The 16,350-nt window shown below is 76.7% G+C and carries 9 protein-coding genes; 2 read left to right on the plus strand and 7 right to left on the minus strand.

Going from position 1 to position 16,350, the window contains the following annotated elements; all coding sequences use genetic code 11:
- Nucleotides 1-173: 173 nt before the first annotated feature.
- The 5 genes from B6R96_RS01985 to B6R96_RS02005 form a co-directional block, all read right to left on the minus strand.
- Nucleotides 174-2,123, minus strand: coding sequence for an SWIM zinc finger family protein (locus B6R96_RS01985; protein WP_081521331.1), 1,950 nt, complete (start codon nt 2,121-2,123; stop codon nt 174-176).
- Complete coding sequence (locus B6R96_RS01990; protein WP_237291281.1) at nt 2,120-6,094, minus strand: vWA domain-containing protein; 3,975 nt, start codon at nt 6,092-6,094, stop codon at nt 2,120-2,122. Before B6R96_RS01990 ends, B6R96_RS01985 begins: the two co-directional genes overlap by 4 nt.
- The gene (locus B6R96_RS01995; protein WP_237291282.1) at nt 6,091-7,329 is read right to left on the minus strand and encodes an ATP-binding protein; all 1,239 of its coding nucleotides are present in this window, start codon (nt 7,327-7,329) and stop codon (nt 6,091-6,093) included. The genes B6R96_RS01990 and B6R96_RS01995 overlap by 4 nt, the downstream gene beginning before the upstream one ends.
- 110 nt (nt 7,330-7,439) lie before the next feature.
- Nucleotides 7,440-12,368, minus strand: coding sequence for a DNA-binding protein (locus B6R96_RS02000; RefSeq protein ID WP_237291283.1), 4,929 nt, complete (start codon nt 12,366-12,368; stop codon nt 7,440-7,442).
- A complete protein-coding gene (locus tag B6R96_RS02005; RefSeq protein ID WP_081521332.1) occupies nt 12,365-13,231 on the minus strand; it encodes a DUF4132 domain-containing protein in 867 nt (288 codons plus the stop codon). The genes B6R96_RS02000 and B6R96_RS02005 overlap by 4 nt, the downstream gene beginning before the upstream one ends.
- 202 nt (nt 13,232-13,433) lie before the next feature.
- Between B6R96_RS02005 and B6R96_RS02010 the strand changes: the two genes are divergently transcribed.
- Together B6R96_RS02010 and B6R96_RS02015 are read left to right on the plus strand one after the other, a co-directional pair.
- Complete coding sequence (locus B6R96_RS02010; protein WP_237291284.1) at nt 13,434-14,177, plus strand: HNH endonuclease family protein; 744 nt, start codon at nt 13,434-13,436, stop codon at nt 14,175-14,177.
- A complete protein-coding gene (locus B6R96_RS02015; RefSeq protein ID WP_053175928.1) occupies nt 14,177-14,446 on the plus strand; it encodes a hypothetical protein in 270 nt (89 codons plus the stop codon). Before B6R96_RS02010 ends, B6R96_RS02015 begins: the two co-directional genes overlap by 1 nt.
- Nucleotides 14,447-14,516: 70 nt before the next feature.
- Here B6R96_RS02015 and B6R96_RS02020 read toward each other — a convergent pair whose 3' ends face one another.
- On the minus strand, nt 14,517-15,695 hold the full coding sequence (locus tag B6R96_RS02020) for a YncE family protein (protein WP_237291285.1): 1,179 nt from the start codon (nt 15,693-15,695) through the stop codon (nt 14,517-14,519).
- The gene (locus B6R96_RS02025; RefSeq protein WP_081521333.1) at nt 15,692-16,315 is read right to left on the minus strand and encodes an ankyrin repeat domain-containing protein; all 624 of its coding nucleotides are present in this window, start codon (nt 16,313-16,315) and stop codon (nt 15,692-15,694) included. The genes B6R96_RS02020 and B6R96_RS02025 overlap by 4 nt, the downstream gene beginning before the upstream one ends.
- Nucleotides 16,316-16,350 lie beyond the last annotated feature (35 nt).

Consider the following 16,350-nt stretch of genomic DNA (forward strand, 5'->3'; position numbering starts at 1 on the left):
GCCCGGACCGGCTTGCCCGGGAGCCAGGTACACCCCCGTCCGTGGCCCGGTGGGAGCAGGCGGGCCCGTCGACGCGGAGCCCGGCGGCCCCGTCCCGGGCCCCGGGACGGTCCGCGGGGTCACCGCGGCACTGGCACGGTCGCTGCGCCGCCCGGGCCGGGCCGGGGCGGGCCTCAGCGGGCCGCCGTCATCACCGCGCTCGGGTCGGCCGCCCAGGACGCGGCGATCAGGGAACGTTCCGCCGCCGCCAGGTGGGTGGCCGCGGCCAGCCAGGCCCAGGCGTAACCGTCCGGCGAGGGATCGGCCAGCCGGCCGAAGACGTCGCGGGGGCGGCGGTCGGCCTCGGCCGCCAGGGCGGCGGCCAGGTCCGCCGCCGCGGTGAGCCCGGCCCTGCGCAGCGGCCCGTACGAGGCCGCCGCGAGGGAGGACGTACCCCGTGCGGCCTCGGCGAGGGCGCGGCGGCCCCCCGCGACCCCGGTCTCCAGGAGGCGGCGCACCCGCCACAGCGGGGAGTCGGCCAGCGGGTCCGGGCCCTCGGCCGCCGGGAGCGGTACGGGGTCGGCCGCTCCCGTCGGGAAGTGCATGCCCTGGAGGCGGTCGTAGCCGAGGTCGGCCCGGCCGAGCCACTCCTCGGGCAGCCGCAGCGTGTACTCCGCTCCCGGCACGGGGCCGACGGCCAGCGGGCGGAGCGTGGCGGTGCGGTCCAGGTCGGGCCGGCCCAGGACGCGCAGCCGGACCCCGGGGTACGCGGCGATGCGGCGCAGGTTCTGCGTGTGCGCGAGCTCCGGGTGCGGATGTGCGGGCAGCAGCCGCAGCAGGGGCGCGTCCGGGCGCGTCTCGCGGACGAGGAGGTGTTCGCCGGCCGCGCCGACGACCGTGACGTCGCACCCGAGCAGCGCGGTCTCGGCGGCTTCCGGGTCGGCCGACAGCTCGGCGACGGCCTCGGCCGCCGGGCGGGCGAAGAGCGCCGCCGCGGGTCGCTCGGTCCAGGCGATTCCGGGCAGCGGGGTGGCCTTGACGCCCCGTCCGGCGCCGAGCCGGCCCTCCGCAGAGACCGTAGCGCCGACGATGCGCAGGCCTCCGCGGGCGAGGCCGGCGTGGTCGAGGGTGGCGCCGCCGAGGGCGACGGACGCAGAACCGGCGCCGCGGGCGCGGGCCAGGCCGCCGGGCCGGACGTCGGACACCGAGTAGCGGCTGCCGTCCGGGCCCAGCACGTGGGTGACCACGCCGCCGTACCCGGTCGCGGAGAGCACCGGTTCCCGGCACAGGCCGTGCACCTGGAGGCTGCCGCCCGGCGCGTAGGCACGACGGGCGGTCCCGGTCAGCGCGGGGTCGGCCGAGCCGGAGGCCAGCAGTCCCGCGGTGTGAAGGAGTTCACGGAAGGCGCTGGTGAGGTCGCCGAGCCGCTGGCCGGCCCGGCGCTCGCGGGCGGCGCGCAGGCCGCGTACGACCCGGAGCGCGGCCGCTTCGGCGCGCGGCAGCCCGGCGAGGCGGGCGGTGTGCGCGGCGCGCAGCAACTCGGCCTGGACCACCGCTCCGCCGGCGGTGACTCCGGCGCCGAGGGCTTCGGCGGCGACCTGCCAGAGGGCGCCGGCGGCGCGCAGCTGGGCGGCGGTCAGGGCCGGGGCGGGCTCGGCGGGTTCCGCGGGTCCGACGCGAGCCGCGGGCTCGACGGCCGCGGCCGGTTCCGTGGACCCGGCGGACCCGGTGGACCCGGTGGCCCCGGTGGCCCCGGTGGTCCCGGCGGAGTCGCCGGGCCCCGCGGGGTCGGCCGGCTCGTGGGACCCGGCCGCCGCGACCGGCTCCGGCGGGGCTTCCGCGAGCGGGGCAGCGCCCAGGGCTGCGGCCCGGTGCAGGCAACGCGGCGCCAGCAGACAACTGCACGTGGCCTGTTCCGCCGTGGTGATCGTGCCCGCCGGGCCGGGGCGCAGGGTGACGAGCGCGTCCTCGCCGAAGCGGAGGGTGACGGCGCCGTCGGCCGCGAGGGTGGCACCCGCCGCGCAGCCCTCGGTGGCCGCGTCCAGCTTCTTGCGCAGGCGGGGGGTGAGGTTCTCGACGGCTTCGGCGAGCACCTCGGGTGCGACGGGCGGCAGTTCGGTGCTCTCGGTGCTCTCGGTACTCAACGGGACTCTCCACGGAGGCGGTCGCCCACCCAGCGGGCGAGGTCGAGGGGACTGAGGGCGGCCACGGGCATACCGGCCGCCACGAGTTGCCGCGCGACCGGGACCGAGTACCGGGGCGTCCCCTCGTCGTCGAGCGCGGCGCAGCCCAGCAGGTGGGCGCCGGAGGCGGCCAGCGCGCGGACCTCGCCGAGGAGCCCGCCGATCGGGGCGCCCTCCTCGAAGTCGCTGACCACCACGACCAGGGTGCGGCTCGGGACGGTGATCAGGGAGCGGGCGTGCGCGAGGCCGGCGGCGATGTGCGTGCCGCCGCCCACGCGGACCTCCAGCAGCAGGGAGAGCGGGTCCTCGACCCGGTCGGTCAGGTCCACGACTTGGGTGGAGAAGGCGAGGAAGTGGGTGGACAGGGTCGGTACGCCGCCCAGCACGGCCGCGGTCAGGGCCGACCAGATGACGGAGGCCTCCATGGAGCCGGAGACGTCGACGACCAGGATCAGCCGCCAGTCGGCCTCGCGGCTCGCCCGGGTGCTGAAGACGGGCCGCTCCGGGACCACGACCACGCTGCCGTCGGCCCGGCGCCGGGTGTGCGCGAGGTTGGCGCGCAGGGTGCGGGCCAGGTCGAGCCTGCCGCCGGGGCGGCGGGTGGGGCGCGGGGTGGCGAGTCCGGACAGGGCCGGGCGCAGCCGGGTGGCGAGTTCCTTGGCGAGTTCGTCCACGAGCCTGCGCACGAGGGGGCGCAGCCGGGCCAGTTGGGCCTCCGGCATGCCGCCGGCGAGGGACAGTACGGAGCTCAGCAGTTCCACCGAGGGCCGTACGGCCTCCGGATCGAGCTGGGTGAGCACGTCGGTACGGCCCGCTTCGGCCGCTCCCGCCAGCACCTCCTCCCGTACGTCGGCGCCGAACAGCGCCTCCAGCTCCTGCGACCACTCCCGGGCGGTGGGGAAAGAGGCCTCCTGGCCGCCGCCCTGCCCCCCGCCCCGGCCGAGGTCGAGGTCCGAGGCGCCTTCGCCGCGCCCGGCGCCGTACAGCTCGTCCAGGGCGTGGGCGTAGCGGCGGGCGCCCGCGGGGAGCCGGTCGCGTTCGCGGCCGAGGAGCAGCCGCCAGCGGTCGGCGGGGGCGAGCCGCGGGCCGTCGGCCGCGGCCGGAGTCGGGGTCGGGGTCGGGGTCGGGGCGGGAGCCAGGGTCGGGGTCGGCAGGTCCGGTCCGGGCGGGGTGCCCGGCAGCGGGAGGGCCTTGAGGGCGGCGAGTCCGGCCGCGTCGGCCGCGGCCCAGAGGGCGAGCAGCGCGGGTGACGCATCGAGCGCGAGGTCGATGCGGTCGCCGAGCCGTTCGGTGACGGTGGCCAGCAGCCGGTCGCGCGCTGCGGGCGAGAGGGCGTCGAAGCCCCCGCGCAGGGCGGGGAGTCGGTCGAGGAACTCCTGGTCGGCGAGATGCTCGATGCGGTCGAGCAGCGGGGTGAGAGCGGCCGGCGACGACTGCAGCAGGGGGCCGGCCGCGGTCAGGAGTCCCCCGAGCCGCCGGTTCAGGGTGCGCCGGCTGTCGGCGGTGCCCGCGCTGTCGATCCAACCGGCGGCGCGGCCGCCGAGCTCGGCGGCCGGGTCGAGGTCGAGCAGGACCCGTACGGCCAGGGCGGCGCCCTGCATCATCGGCGACGCGGTGGCGGCCAGGTCGGCGAGGGCGTCGTCCGTGCGCAGGCCCAGGTGGTGGGCGGCGGCCCGGTCGGCGAGGGCCACGAGGGCGGCAGCGTCGGCGGGGTCCTCGCTCCCGGCGAGGCCGGGCAGGCAGCGCACGGCCGCTTCGAGGAGGTCACCGGCGAGAGCCGCGGCGGCCTCCCGGGACGCGGCGGAGGTACCGGGCAGATGGCCGCGGTGGAGAGCCTCCAGGAGGTCGAGGGCGTCGAGCAGTTCGGGCAGGGTCGCCGTCTGCGGCAGGGCGGTGGCCGCCTCGTGGAGGCGTACGTCGACCAGTTCGGGCAGATTGCACCGCGCGGCGGCGGCCAGCCCGGCGAGGATCTGGGCCGGGGTCGGCCCGCCCTCGGCGGCGGCCCGGCGGGCGGTGTCGCGCAGCGTTCCGGCGGCCGCCTGCGCGGCGGTCACCCCGCGCACCCCGGCGAGATCCAGCCGGGCCGGGACGGAAGGCGTCCAGGACAGCCGCCACTTGGTGCCGAGGGCGGTGCCGTCGCCGGTGGCGGCGACGGTGAGGGGCTCACCGTAGGAGGCGCCGCACACGAGGAGCCGTTGCAGCAGCACCTCACGGCGGCCGTCGAGGGCGGAGCGGAGCGGGTCGAGGCGGATCTCGCGGGGCGCGGGCTCCTCGGGCGCCGGCAGCCGCAGCGCGGCGAGTTCGGCCTCGACGGAGGGGCCGAGGCCGGAGCGGGGGGCGTGCGGGCTGATCCGCCCGCGGGCGGTGCCGACGAGCACGGCCTCGAGGGCGCGGGCCAGCGCCCGGCCCCGGCCGAGGGGTTCGCCCTGCCCGAGGACGGTGGTGACGGCTTCGAGGAGTTCGCCTCGGCCGGGCGCTGGCAGCTCCCGCAGGGCGGCGAGGTCGCAGGCGAGCCGCAGGGTCTCGGCGGCCTCGCCGGTACCCGCGGTGTGCCCTGCGCGGCGCAGCTCCCGGCAGATCCCGGTGACGGCGACGGACGCGGCGTCGCGCACCCGGGCGGGGTCGCCGCCGGCTTCCAGGACGGCCTGCTGCCAGCGGGGATCCCGAATCCCGGCGGGGTATCCGGAGCGGGAGTCGAGCAGGTCGAAGGAGTACGGCACGAAGGAGGTAACGGCGGTCCCCCCACCCCGCGGCCCCGGCACGGCCGGGCTCGCCCCGGCCCCGGACGCGTTTTTGCCGCGGCCGGAGCCGAGGTCGCCACCCGCCCCGTCACCGCAGCCGCCGCTGTCGCTGGAACCCCGACCGAGGCCGTCGGTCGAGCCGTCGCCGGAGACCCGACCGAGGCCGTCGACCGAGCCGGAGCTGGGATCGGACACCCGACCGGGGTCGTCGGTCGAGCCGTCGCCGGAGACCCGACCGGAGTCGTCGAACGAGTCGGAGCCCTGGCCGTGGCCGGAGCACGGCTTGTGGCCGTGGGCGGCCGGGACCGGGAGGGCCGGGGCGTGGAACGCGCCGATCACCGCGGCCACGCGGTGGCCCGCGGCGGCCGCGCCGGCGATCACGCTCCGCATGTGGGCCTCGCGGGCCAGGTCGGTCGCCGCGACCGAGCTGGTGTCCGCGCGCAGCGCCCAGCCGACGCCGAGCGCCGCGCGCCGTACGGCCTCCGGGGAGCATCCCGGTGCGAGGACCTCGACGGCCCGGTCCCACAGGTCGTCACCGTCGCGCCCCGTACCGGCCGCTGTCAGGGCGTCCGCGAAGGACCCCCCGGGCCGCGGCGCGGCCAAGGACGCGTCGGCCGGGTCCGTGGCCGGGCCCGCGTCCAGGGCCGGGCCCGAGGCGGAGTTCAGGGCCATGCCGGGGGGCGGGACCACGACCGGGTCCGGGGCGGTGGCCGAGGCCACGTCCCGCGCCGGGTCCGGGCCCCGTGACGCAGCACCGGCCGGGCCGGGAGGCGGGACCTGGCGCTCGGTCGGGGCCGTCGCACCGGCCGGGGCCGGGTCGGTCCAGCCGCGGTCCGCCAGGGGGAGGTCGCAGCAGATGACGGCCGCGCCGGACCGGTGGGCCCAGCGGATCGCGGCCAGCTCCGGGGAGAAGTCCGCGAACGGGTAGAACGCCAGGCGGCCGTCCTCCCCGGTGCCGGCCAGCGCGACCGGGGCGTGCGTCTCCGGGTCGGCGAGGTGCTCCAGCCAGGGCTGGAACTCCGCCGGGAGCTCGACGCACACCGCGTCGGCGCCCGAGGCGTCCAGCAGGGCCGGCACCACCGCGGCCAGCGCGGGGCTGTGGTGGCGCACGCCGATGAGGTACGGCTCACGGGCCGCGGCGAGCGCGTCGACCACGGCCCGCGGATCGGTGTGCGGAGCGGTGTGCGTCAACGCAGGCTCCCGCGCAGGTCCCAGAGGCGGCGCCACATCGGTGAACCGTCCTCGGCGCGGCGCCGGACCGGGCCGTCCCAGTACCCCAGCAGCCGTCCGTGGTCGGCCGGGTCGTCCTTGCGCACGACGCCCAGCAGGTGCCCCGGCAGCAGGTCCAAGACGTCCCCGCCCGGCAGGTACGCGGCGGCGACCCCGAGCGAGGCCGCCACCTGGACCGCTTCGGCGGTGGACATGACCGTACCGGGGCGTTCCACGTCCCAGCCCTCGGCGGAACGTCCGGAGCGCAGGTCGCGGAAGACGGTGACGAGCGCGTCGAGCACGGCATCGTCCACGCCGAAGGCGGCTCCGGCCCGCTGGACGGCGGCGACGGCCTGGCGGCGGATCAGCGTGGCCTCCGCGTCCGCGTCGGCGATCGGGGCGACCGTCTCGAAGTTGAAGCGCCGCTTGAGGGCGGCGGACATCTCGGAGACGCCGCGGTCGCGCAGGTTGGCGGTGGCGATGACGGTGAAGCCGGGGGCCGCCGAGACCACCGCGTCCTCGGTGGCGGTCAGTTCGGGCACGCTGATCCGCCGGTCGGACAGGATCGACACGAGTGCGTCCTGTACCTCGGGGAGGCAGCGGGTGATCTCCTCGACGCGCACGACGCGTCCGGTGCGCATGGCGGAGAGCACCGGGGAGTCGACCAGGGCCTGCGAGGTGGGCCCCTGGGCCAGCAGCAGCGCGTAGTTCCAGCCGTAGCGGAAGGCGTCCTCGGTGGTACCGGCCGTGCCCTGCACCGTGAGGGCGCTGGTACCGCTGACGGCGGCCGCCAGCAGCTCGGACAGCATCGACTTGGCGGTACCGGGTTCGCCGGTCAGGAGGAGGCCGCGCTCACCGGCGAGGGTGACGACGCAGCGTTCCACGAGGGCGCGTTCGCCGACGAACTTGGGGGCGATGGCCAGCTTCGTGGGAAGTCCGGCGCGCCGCTTGGGCAGGGCCAGCTCGGCCCCGTCGCTGCCGCAGACGAAGGTGACGACGGCGCGCGGGGTCAGGGCCCAGCCGGGCGGGCGGGGGCCGGGGTCCTGGGCGGCGAGGAAGGCGAGCTCGGCGGCGTGGCGTTCCTCGGCGGGAAGCACCTGCCGGGCAGCGGGTGCGGTTTCTGCCGTGGCCTTGCCCGTGGCTTCTGCCGTGGCTTTGCCCGTGGCTTCTGCCGTGGCTGCCGGGCGTTCTGCGGTGGGTTCTTCGGTGACGGTCATCGGGGTACTCCGGTGTCGGTGCGAGGGGGTGGCAAAGGGGCGGTACGAAGGGCGCGGCGCTCCAGCGGGCAGGTGCGCCGCGCCCTCAGCACGACCGGACGGGGCCGGTCTCAGCGGCGGCGGGCGCGGGTGCGCTTCACCTTGAGTTCCTCGAAGCGCGGCAGGTCGCCCTCCCGGACCCGCTGCCAGGCCCGGCGGAACAGCTCCGCGGCCGGTTCGGCCGGGACCAGCACGCCCAGCGCCGGCCGGTCACCGGCGCCCAGGCCGTACATGGGGAGCTTCCACTGCTCCACCGGCAGCGTCGGGGAGGGCATGTCCGCCCAGCCTCCCGGCAGGAACAGCGAGCGCCCGGCCCGGCTGCGGCCGGCCGTGACCACCAGGTCGGTGGCGGCCAGTTCGGCGCGGGCGGCCTTGAGGCGGGCCGGCTTCCAGCCGGTCCACCGCGCGGTGTTGCGGTCGGTGGGGTCGGGCATGGCGAGCAGCGTGAGGTAGAGGGTGGCCGCGTCGGCGCCCAGGCCGTACCGCTCGCTCACCTCCTCCACCAGTTCGGGGACGGAGCGGCTCGGGTCCTGCGGCCACCAGGTGCCGTCCGCGCCCGCCGCCCCGGCCGCCGGGGCGCCCGGGTCGGCGAGCAGCGCGGCGAAGCGCGGGTCGTGGGCGGTGCGCAGCGCCCTCTCGGCGGCGGAGGGGCGCTGGTCGTCCCCGCGCAGCGCCGGCAGGTACGGGTCGGAGCCGGTGGAGTCCAGCAGGGCCGGCCGCAGGGCGGGCTTGGGCTGGTCGTCGTAGGTGGCCATGACCACGGCGCCGTACCGCTCGAAGCCCTCCCCGGTCTCGGTCGGGGTGCCGGCCGCCGAGCGGAAGGCGGGCAGGCTGGTGTAGTGCCCGATCTCCAGGAGCAGTTCGGGCGCGGCGAGTCGCTGGCGTACGGCGGTCAGTACGGGCGGCAGGACCGCGCGTACGGCATCGCCCGCGGGCAGCCGGTGGGCCAGCCAGGCCGCCATGGCCATGGTTCCGGTCAGGACGGACGCGGTGAAGGGCCGGGTGGCCGGTTCGCGGGGCTCCACGTGGTCGCCCTTCACGGTCCAGGCCACGTCGACGGACAGCTCGCCGGCGGCGGCCGGGTCGAGCAGTGCGGCCAGGGCGCGGTGCGCGGGCCAGCTGCCGCCCACGGCGCGCGCGGCTTCCGTGGCCAGCCAGTCGGGCACGGGGGTACGCCGGCCCACGCGCCGGTTCCAGAGCTCCGCGGCGGCGGCGACGTCGGGTCCCTCGCTCCACAGCTTCGCCGGATCGGCGGGGAGCAGCGCGGCGACGAGGGCTCGCCGCAGTTCGGTGTCGAGGCCCTTGAGCTCGTCCCGGGCGTACGCGGCGTCGGCGGCCTTGACCCCGAGGGCGGTGCGCAGTTCGGGTTCCAGGAAGTTGCGTTCGTAGCTGTCGACGGCCGGGCATCCGGCGAGCAGCAGGCGGGCGAGGGCGCCGGAGACTCCGGTGAGCCGGGAGAACTCCTCCGCGTCCTCGGGGCGGAAGGGCACCGGGCCGTGCTCGGCGGCCGCGGCGAGGAGGGCGGTCAGCCAGCCGGCGCCGCGTTCGCGGTCGCCGAGCGGGGCGTCGCCGCGCACGGTGTAGGGGCCGGGGACGGTGAAGCGGCCGCTGGGGTCGTACAGCAGGGCGCCGAACTCGTGGCCCTCGGGCACGGATTCGCTGTGTTCGGTGAGTGCGAGGACGGCTCCGCCGCCCAGCGGCAGCAGGCTGCGGTGGTGGACGTTGCGTTCGCCGTCGGGGGTGAGCAGGTGCGGCCGGTCGAGGCGGAGCAGGACCCGGCGCCAGTGGGCGGCGGAACCTTCGGCCGAGTCCAGGCCGAGGTGGTCGACGGCGGCGAGCAGGGTGAGCAGTGCCTCGCGTTCCTCGTCGGTGGGGGCGACGGTGACGGCGCGGTAGGCGACGGCCGCGGGCTGGTCGAGCAGCGGCGTCCACGTGAAGGACCAGTACGGCAGTGCGGGCATGTCGAAGTGCAGCAGTCCGGGTACCGGGGTGGCGTCGGTCCGCGTGCGGGCGGCGGCGAGTTCGGTCAGCGTGTAGTGGGCGGCGTCGCTCTCGCCGTTCCAGCGGTAGTAGCCGGGGCCGATGAGGCCGCTGAGCCCGTCGGCGATCAGCCGGTCGCCGGGGCCCTGTTCGCGCTCCTCGACGGGGTTGGTGTCCGGGTGGAGCCGGGCCGCGATCGCGTCCAGGGACTTCTGCTGGGTGAGGGTGAAGCGCAGGACCTCGACGACGCCCCCGATGATCTCCGGGGCGGTGATCCGCGGCAGGGCGGCGCTCACCAGGTCGGGCAGGTCCGCGGCCTTCTCGGCCGCGGCGGCGGACTTGAGCAAGGCGGCCACGGTCTCCCGGTCGGCGGCGCGCAGGGCGGCCGAGCCCTCGGTGTCGCGGGGGCGCAGGGCGTACCAGTGCGACAGCGGCGGAAGGTCCACGCTGCCCGTGCCGAAGGCGGCGCGGCGGCGGTTGCTGTCGCGCGACCGGGCGGTGAGCACCCCGTCCGGGTCGGTGATGCTCAGCTCCTGCCAGTGCTGGGACAGCGCGCGGGGCCGGTCGTCGCCGGGGAAGGCGAGGGCGGCGACGGGCATGTCGCGACCCTCGGGCACGGTGACCCTGCGGCCGGCGGTGTCGGTGCCCTCCCAGCCGTGGTCGGGCACGCGTACGGTGCGCCAGCCGAGCAGGCCGTCGGTGGGCTCGCCGAGCACCGAGCCGGCCACGGTGGGCGTGGGCCGCAGCCGGTTGGAGTACCCGCCGCGGCGGCCGGTGTCGGCGTCGGCGCGCTGCGCGTCGGCGAAGAAGGCGGGCAGGGAGGGCCGGCCGTGGGTCCCGCCGGCGGGGTCGTACTCGAGCCAGCCGGTGTCGCTCTGCTGGTCGCGGCGGTGCCACACCCAGTACGAGGTGCCGTCGGACAGCAGGGGCCGCTCGTCCGGCAGCTTCGTGTCGCCCCGGTGCAGTACTCCGCCGCCGGTGGCGCGCCCGCCGCCCGGGAGGGGCAGGGAGAGGTGGTCGCTGCGCAGCGACCAGTGGTTGCGGTCGGTTTCCAGGGTGAAGACGGTGCCGGGCGAGTGGTGCCAGTAGCCCTGCGTGCCGTTGCTGCTCCAGGAGGACCAGAAGACGAGGAGTTCACCGTCGACGTAGTGGAAGCCGTGGTTGTAGGAGGTGCCGGTCGGCACCCTCAGGTCGTGCGTGAGGACGGTGGAGTCGGCGTCGATGACCCGGACCTGGGTCTGGTTGGCGACGATCAGGTACGGCCAGGCCTCGACCACGTTCAGGGAGTCCCGGCCCCGGCCGGGGCCCAGTTCGGCGACGGCCTGCTCCCAGGAGGGCCAGGACAGCTCCTCGAAGAGTCCGCCGCGCAGGGTACGGGCGAGGGTCTCGGCGAGGTCCGCCGCCGCGGCGGCCGCCACTTCCTCGGGGGCGAGTTCCAGGGCTTCGGTGGGCAGCCAGCTCAGGCGTGCGATGGCCTCGGGGACGCCGGGCAGGCCGGCGGCGGTGGAGGCGAGGGCGACGTCGCGCATCCAGGTGGCCAGCAGCGGGCGGCCGCCGGGCGAGGCGGCGACGCGCCGCACGACGTCGGCGCTGCCGTCGCCGAGGCTGCTCAGTGCACGGCGGAAGGCGGGGTGGAAGCGCTGGTCGGCGGCGAGGGCGAGCAGGTCGCGGGGCCGGTCGCCGTCGGCCCACTCGGACAGGTTCAGGTGGTCGTACCGGTGGCGGCGGTTCTCGGTGTCGGCCTCGGGGTCGGCGACCGGGACGTCCAGGGCGAGCAGCAGGTCGAGAAGGTCGGTGTCCTCGACGCCGACCCGCAGGCCCGCCTCCCGTTCGGGCCGGGCGAGTTCGGTGCGCAGTTGCTCGGCGCACCGCTCCACGAGGTCGAGGAGGAGCGGGAGCGTGGGGCGCCGGCCCCAGCCGGAGTGGCGGGCGGCGTGGAAGCGCTCCAGCCAGCCGGCCGTGCCGTCGGCGCAGCGCTGTTCGGCGGGCAGGTGTCCGTCGGCGAGTCCGGCGGTGGCGCCGGACTCCTCCAGGATCTCCAGCCACAGGGCGGTGAACTCGCCGCCGTCTCCGCTGGGCGGCGTCAGCCCGAGGAGCGTGCCGCGGGCGGCGGGTACCCGGCGGGCCAGCGCGACGAGGGCTGCGCGGTGGGCCTTCCACCAGCCGTGCGCGGCGCGCAGCGTGGCGGGCAGGGGCAGCAGTTCGGCGAGGTAGTCCTGCTCGGGTTCGGTTCCGGTCAGGCCCGCGGCGCGGGCGAGGCGGCGCAGTTCGGCGGCGGCCTGGGCGGAGGGCGGCAGCCCGCCGGCGGTGCGGCGTACGCACAGGCGGCGGAAGCGCTCGTAGGCCTCGGCGGGGGTGACGCGGCCGGCCAGGGCCTTGCCGTAGCCGGTGAGCACCTTCACCGGGAGGGCGCCGACCAGGGCGAATTCGAGGAAGACGGCGTCGAGGCGGTCCTCGTCGATGGCCAGGCCGTACTGGGCCTCGGCCGCGCGGGCCCGCCCGAACAGCTGGGCGGCGTAGGTGGTGTTCTCGACGGCGAGGAAGAGGCGCGCGGCCTGCTCGTGGAAGAGCGGCAGGAAGTGCGGGACGGCCGCGGCGAGGCGTCCGGCGAGTTCGAGGCAGGCGTCGAGGGCGGCCTTGGGCTTGGTCTTGGCCTGTCGGGCGATCCGGTCGAGCTCGGGGACGACGGCGAGGGCGTGGTGGCCGTCCTCGGGGTGGTGGACCAGGACCCATTCGGGGAAGCCGAGTGCCTGGCGCTTGCTCAGTCCGACGACGGGCGGCTCGCCCTCGTCCCGTACGAGTCCCAGGAAGCCGGCGGCGAGGTCCTCGGCGGCGCCCAGTTCGCCGGGAGAGAGCCGGACGACGACGCGGTCGTCGCCGAGGCCGGGGTGGCGGTAGGCGCGCGCGGTCAGTTCCACGACGTCGGCACCGGCGCCGGTGGTGTCCCGCGGCAGTACGGCGCCGGCCTTGAGCAGCAGTTCGGCCTGGTTCATGTCGGTGTTTTCCTGGTGGTTGCTCATGCGTCCCCGCCCTCCTCGATCTTGCGCCCGGCGTACAGCGCGGCAGCCATCCGCATGCCTTCGGACCAGGCGACCGGTCCGACCTGGGCCAGGCGTACCGCCCGGCCGTCCTCGTCGTGCCAGCTCAGTGCGCCGGTGGTGGTCTCTTCGTCGTAATAGGGTTCGCCGATCCACACGGCGGCCTCGGTGCCGGTCCCGGAGTCCCGGACCTTGCAGGTGGCGTAGCCGCCGGAGACCCGGTAGCCCAGGCCGGTGGCCCGGGCGGTGAGGCTGAAGCGGGTGGGGAAGACCCCGCCCGCGTAGTCGCGGACCTCGGTGGCGGTGGCGGCGACCTCTGCGGGCTTGACCCAGGTGGCCCGGTGGATCTGCTCGACGCGCTGCTCGATGCCCAGCTCGGCCGCGAAGTCCCGTACGTCGTCCAGGTCGGGCAGCAGCACGGGGTGCGGGAGGGTCACCGTGCGCGGGGAGAGCCGTACGGTCTCGCCGTCGAGGTTGACCACCTTCAGTTCGCCGGAGGCGGTGGCGTCCCGCAGGAAGCCCACCTCGTCCGGGTCGTCGCCGACGACGGCCACATCGCGCAGGGCGCCCTGCCAGGCCTCGTCCGGCCAGACCCGGGCGAGCAGTTCGGTCGGCACCGGCAGCGAGGACACCATCCAGGTGTCGACCTGCGCGACGCACGCCGCCTCGTGCCGGTCGAGCCATTCGGCCAGCCTGCGCAGCCGGTCCACCTCGGGATGGTCCTTGAGCGCCTTGGGCAGTGTCTTCAACTGCCGTCCCGCTGTCCGCCCGGTGGCGGACCTCGCCGCCACCCGTCCCTCCACCAGGGCGATCTCGTACCCCTCGCCCGCTGCCAGCCAAGCCATCAGACCGTGCCCCTCCGCCTGTCCCGTCCGGTTCCGCGCAGCCCTGACAGGGGGGAGCCGACCCCCCTGAGCTGCGGTATGCCGGGAGACTAGCGAGAGCCACTGACAACGCCGACCCGAGGGCCCTCGCTAGGTTGAATGTCCGGTTCTGGGTAGTGTTTCCGGGACAGCGTGCACAGCGGTACCGGCTCGGGGTGGGGTTATGGGACGTCAGATACGTGTGTCCGGTGCGGCGCTGATGGCGCTGCTGCTGGCGGCCGCGGCCGGGTGCTCCGATCCGGTCGCTCCGGGCGGCGGGGATCCGAAGGCGTCCGCGCCCGCGGGCTCGCCCTCCGCGACGGCGCCGAAGTCGTCGAAGTCCCCGGACGGCGACGCCAAACCGGCCGGCGGGGACGTACTGCCGGGTATGGTCAGCGCCGCCGTGGCGCGGACCCGGTTGGCGGCGCTCAAGGTGGCCCCGGTCGGCACGATGGCCGGCTACAGCAGGGACAAGTTCACGCACTGGGCGCAGCAGGGCAACAAGTGCGACACCCGCGAGGTCGTCCTCAAGCGCGACGGCACCGAGGTCACCCAGGACGCCGAGTGCAAGGCGGTGTCCGGCAACTGGAAGAGCCTCTACGACGGGGTGGCCGTCACGGAGGCGGGGAAGATGGACATCGACCACATGGTGCCGCTCGCCGAGGGCTGGCGTTCCGGCGCGGCCGGCTGGGACTCAGCCCGGCGCAAGGCCTTCGCCAATGATCTGACCCGTCCTCAGCTGCTGGCGGTGACCGCGGCCTCCAACCGCTCCAAGGGCGACCAGAGCCCCGACCTGTGGCAGCCGCCGGACAAGGCCGCCTGGTGCCAGTACGGGCGGGCGTGGACCACCGTGAAGTCCGAGTACGAACTGACCGTCACCGAAGCGGAGAAGAAGATGCTCACCACGATGCTGGACACCTGCGCCTGATGACGCGGCAACACCAGTGGCAGGACGGGGTGCTCGCCGGGCCGGGCGGCGCCATGACCGACGAGGTCGGTGTGATCACCGGCCCGCTGACGCTGCGCAGCACGGAGGCGGCCGGGGGCCTGGTCCGGTTCGACGTCCAGTACCAGGACGCCGACGAGTGGTACACGCTCACGGGGAGCCCCCGGGCCCACCACGGCGACCCGGCCGCCCTGCACGCCGCCGCCCTGGCGGCGATCCGGGCGGGCGGCGGGGCGCAGGCCCCCGGCTGAGCTGCCTGCTGCGGGGTCGGCCCGGAGGTCGGTTCGGGGTCGGCTCGGCGGCCGGCTCGCGGCCGCCGGGTCAGAGGACGGCGATGCCCAGCGGCCGGGCGCCCGCCGCGAGCCGGCGGGTGGCTCCGGTGTCCAGGTCGACGACGGTGATGCCGTTCCAGTAGCCGTCGCGGGTGTATCCGCCGGTGACGTAGGCGGTGCGGCCGTCCCGGGAGACGGCCACGTCCTCGTGCGGCCCCCGGAGCGGGTACACCCGCTCGGCGCCGTCCGGGGAGCGGACCGTCAGGGACGGGCCCTTGCCGTCGCCCGGCTGCACGGCGCCCGTGCCGACCACCAGGAGCCGGCCGTCGGGCGTGAGCGCGGCGCCGTGCTGGTGGGTGTCGGCGGTCATCGGCTCGATGGCGGTCCGCCCGGTCCGCGGGTCGACCACCGCGAGCCGCTCGCCCTCGAAGGGGAGCAGCAGTTTCCCGTCGGACGGGCGGACGACGGCGTAGTGCGGCTTCAGCCAGGAGCCGAGCCCGCCCTCGGTGCCGTAGGGGGCCACCTCGATCCGGCGGGTCCTCGTCGAGTCGGCCGCCACGACGGTCACGTCGAAGGAGTCGTGGCCGGTGACGTAGACCTCGGCGCCGTCCGGCGACACGTCCACGTCGAAAGGGCGGCGGCCCACCGGCACCACGGCGGTGACCTCGCGCCGCGCCGTGTCGAGGACTTCCAGGACCCCAGTGGTGCCGGGCACGTTGACCCCGGCGTAGGCGTGGACGCCGTCGGGCGAGAGCGCGATGCCCATGCCGCCTCCGCGGTACTCGCCGTCGGTGACGGGGCCGGTGGCCGTGCGGTACGGGATGAGGGCCACCCGTACCCGGGTGCGGGTGTCGACGACGGCGACGCCCTCGGCGGTGGCCACCCAGGCGCGGCCGTCCGCGCCCACGGCCAGTCCGTACGGGGCCCTGCCCACGGTGACCGAGGCGACGGCGCCGCGCTGCGGGTCCACGAAGGTCACGGTGTCGGCCCCGAAGTCGGCCGTCAGGAGCAGCCCCTGCGGGGTGGGCGCGGTGGCGGGCAGCGGTGCGGTGGCGGAGGGCGCCGGAGCCGGCGGCGCGGGCGCCGCGGTGCGGGTGCAGGAGCCGAGCAGCAGGACCGCGGCGAGGGCCGCGAGGGCGCCCCGCCGGCACGTACGGGCGCGGGCTCGGGTACGGGTACGGGTACGGACGCGCGTACGGGTACGGACGCCCGGCGTGCGGTGGTTCATCGGCCCGGCCCGGCTTCCGCCCGGTCGAGCGCCGCCTTCAGGATCCGCGCCATGCCGTCGAAGCCCCGGCGCGCGGCGTGCTCGTAGGGCGCCACCCCGTCGTGGTCGGGCAGCCGGGGATCGGCGCCCGCCGCGAGGAGCGCCGCGACGACCTCCTCGTGGCGCGGGCCGCCGTCGCCGAGGATCACCGCCTCCAGCAGGGCGGTCCAGCCGAGCCGGTTGACGTGGTCGACGTCGATGTCCGTCTCGTCGAGCACGGCGCGCACGTACGCGATGTGCCCGCGCTCGGCGGCCGGGATGAGGGAGATCCCGCCGAAGCGGTTGCGCTGCTTCAGGTCGGGCCCGGCGGGCAGCAGCAGGCGCATCATCCGGACGCTGCCGGTGACCCCGGTGACCAGCCAGGGGCTGTCCTCCCGGGAGTCGGGGGCGTTCGGGTCGGCTCCGGCGGCGACCAGCAGTTCGGCCGCGGCCACGTGGTCGCCGAGCGCGGCCAGCAGCAGGGGCGTGCGCAGCTCCTCGTCACGGACCTCCACGGCGGCGCCCGCGGCGAGCGCCGTGCCCACCGCCGCCGCGTCGCCGCGGCGGGCCCCGTCGAGGAGGAGTCGGTCGTGCGCGTTCATGGTGTCCCTCTCGGCTCCGGGCGGGGAGGGCCGGG

The sequence above is a fragment of the Streptomyces sp. Sge12 genome, from assembly GCF_002080455.1.
Taxonomy (GTDB): Bacteria; Actinomycetota; Actinomycetes; order Streptomycetales; family Streptomycetaceae; genus Streptomyces.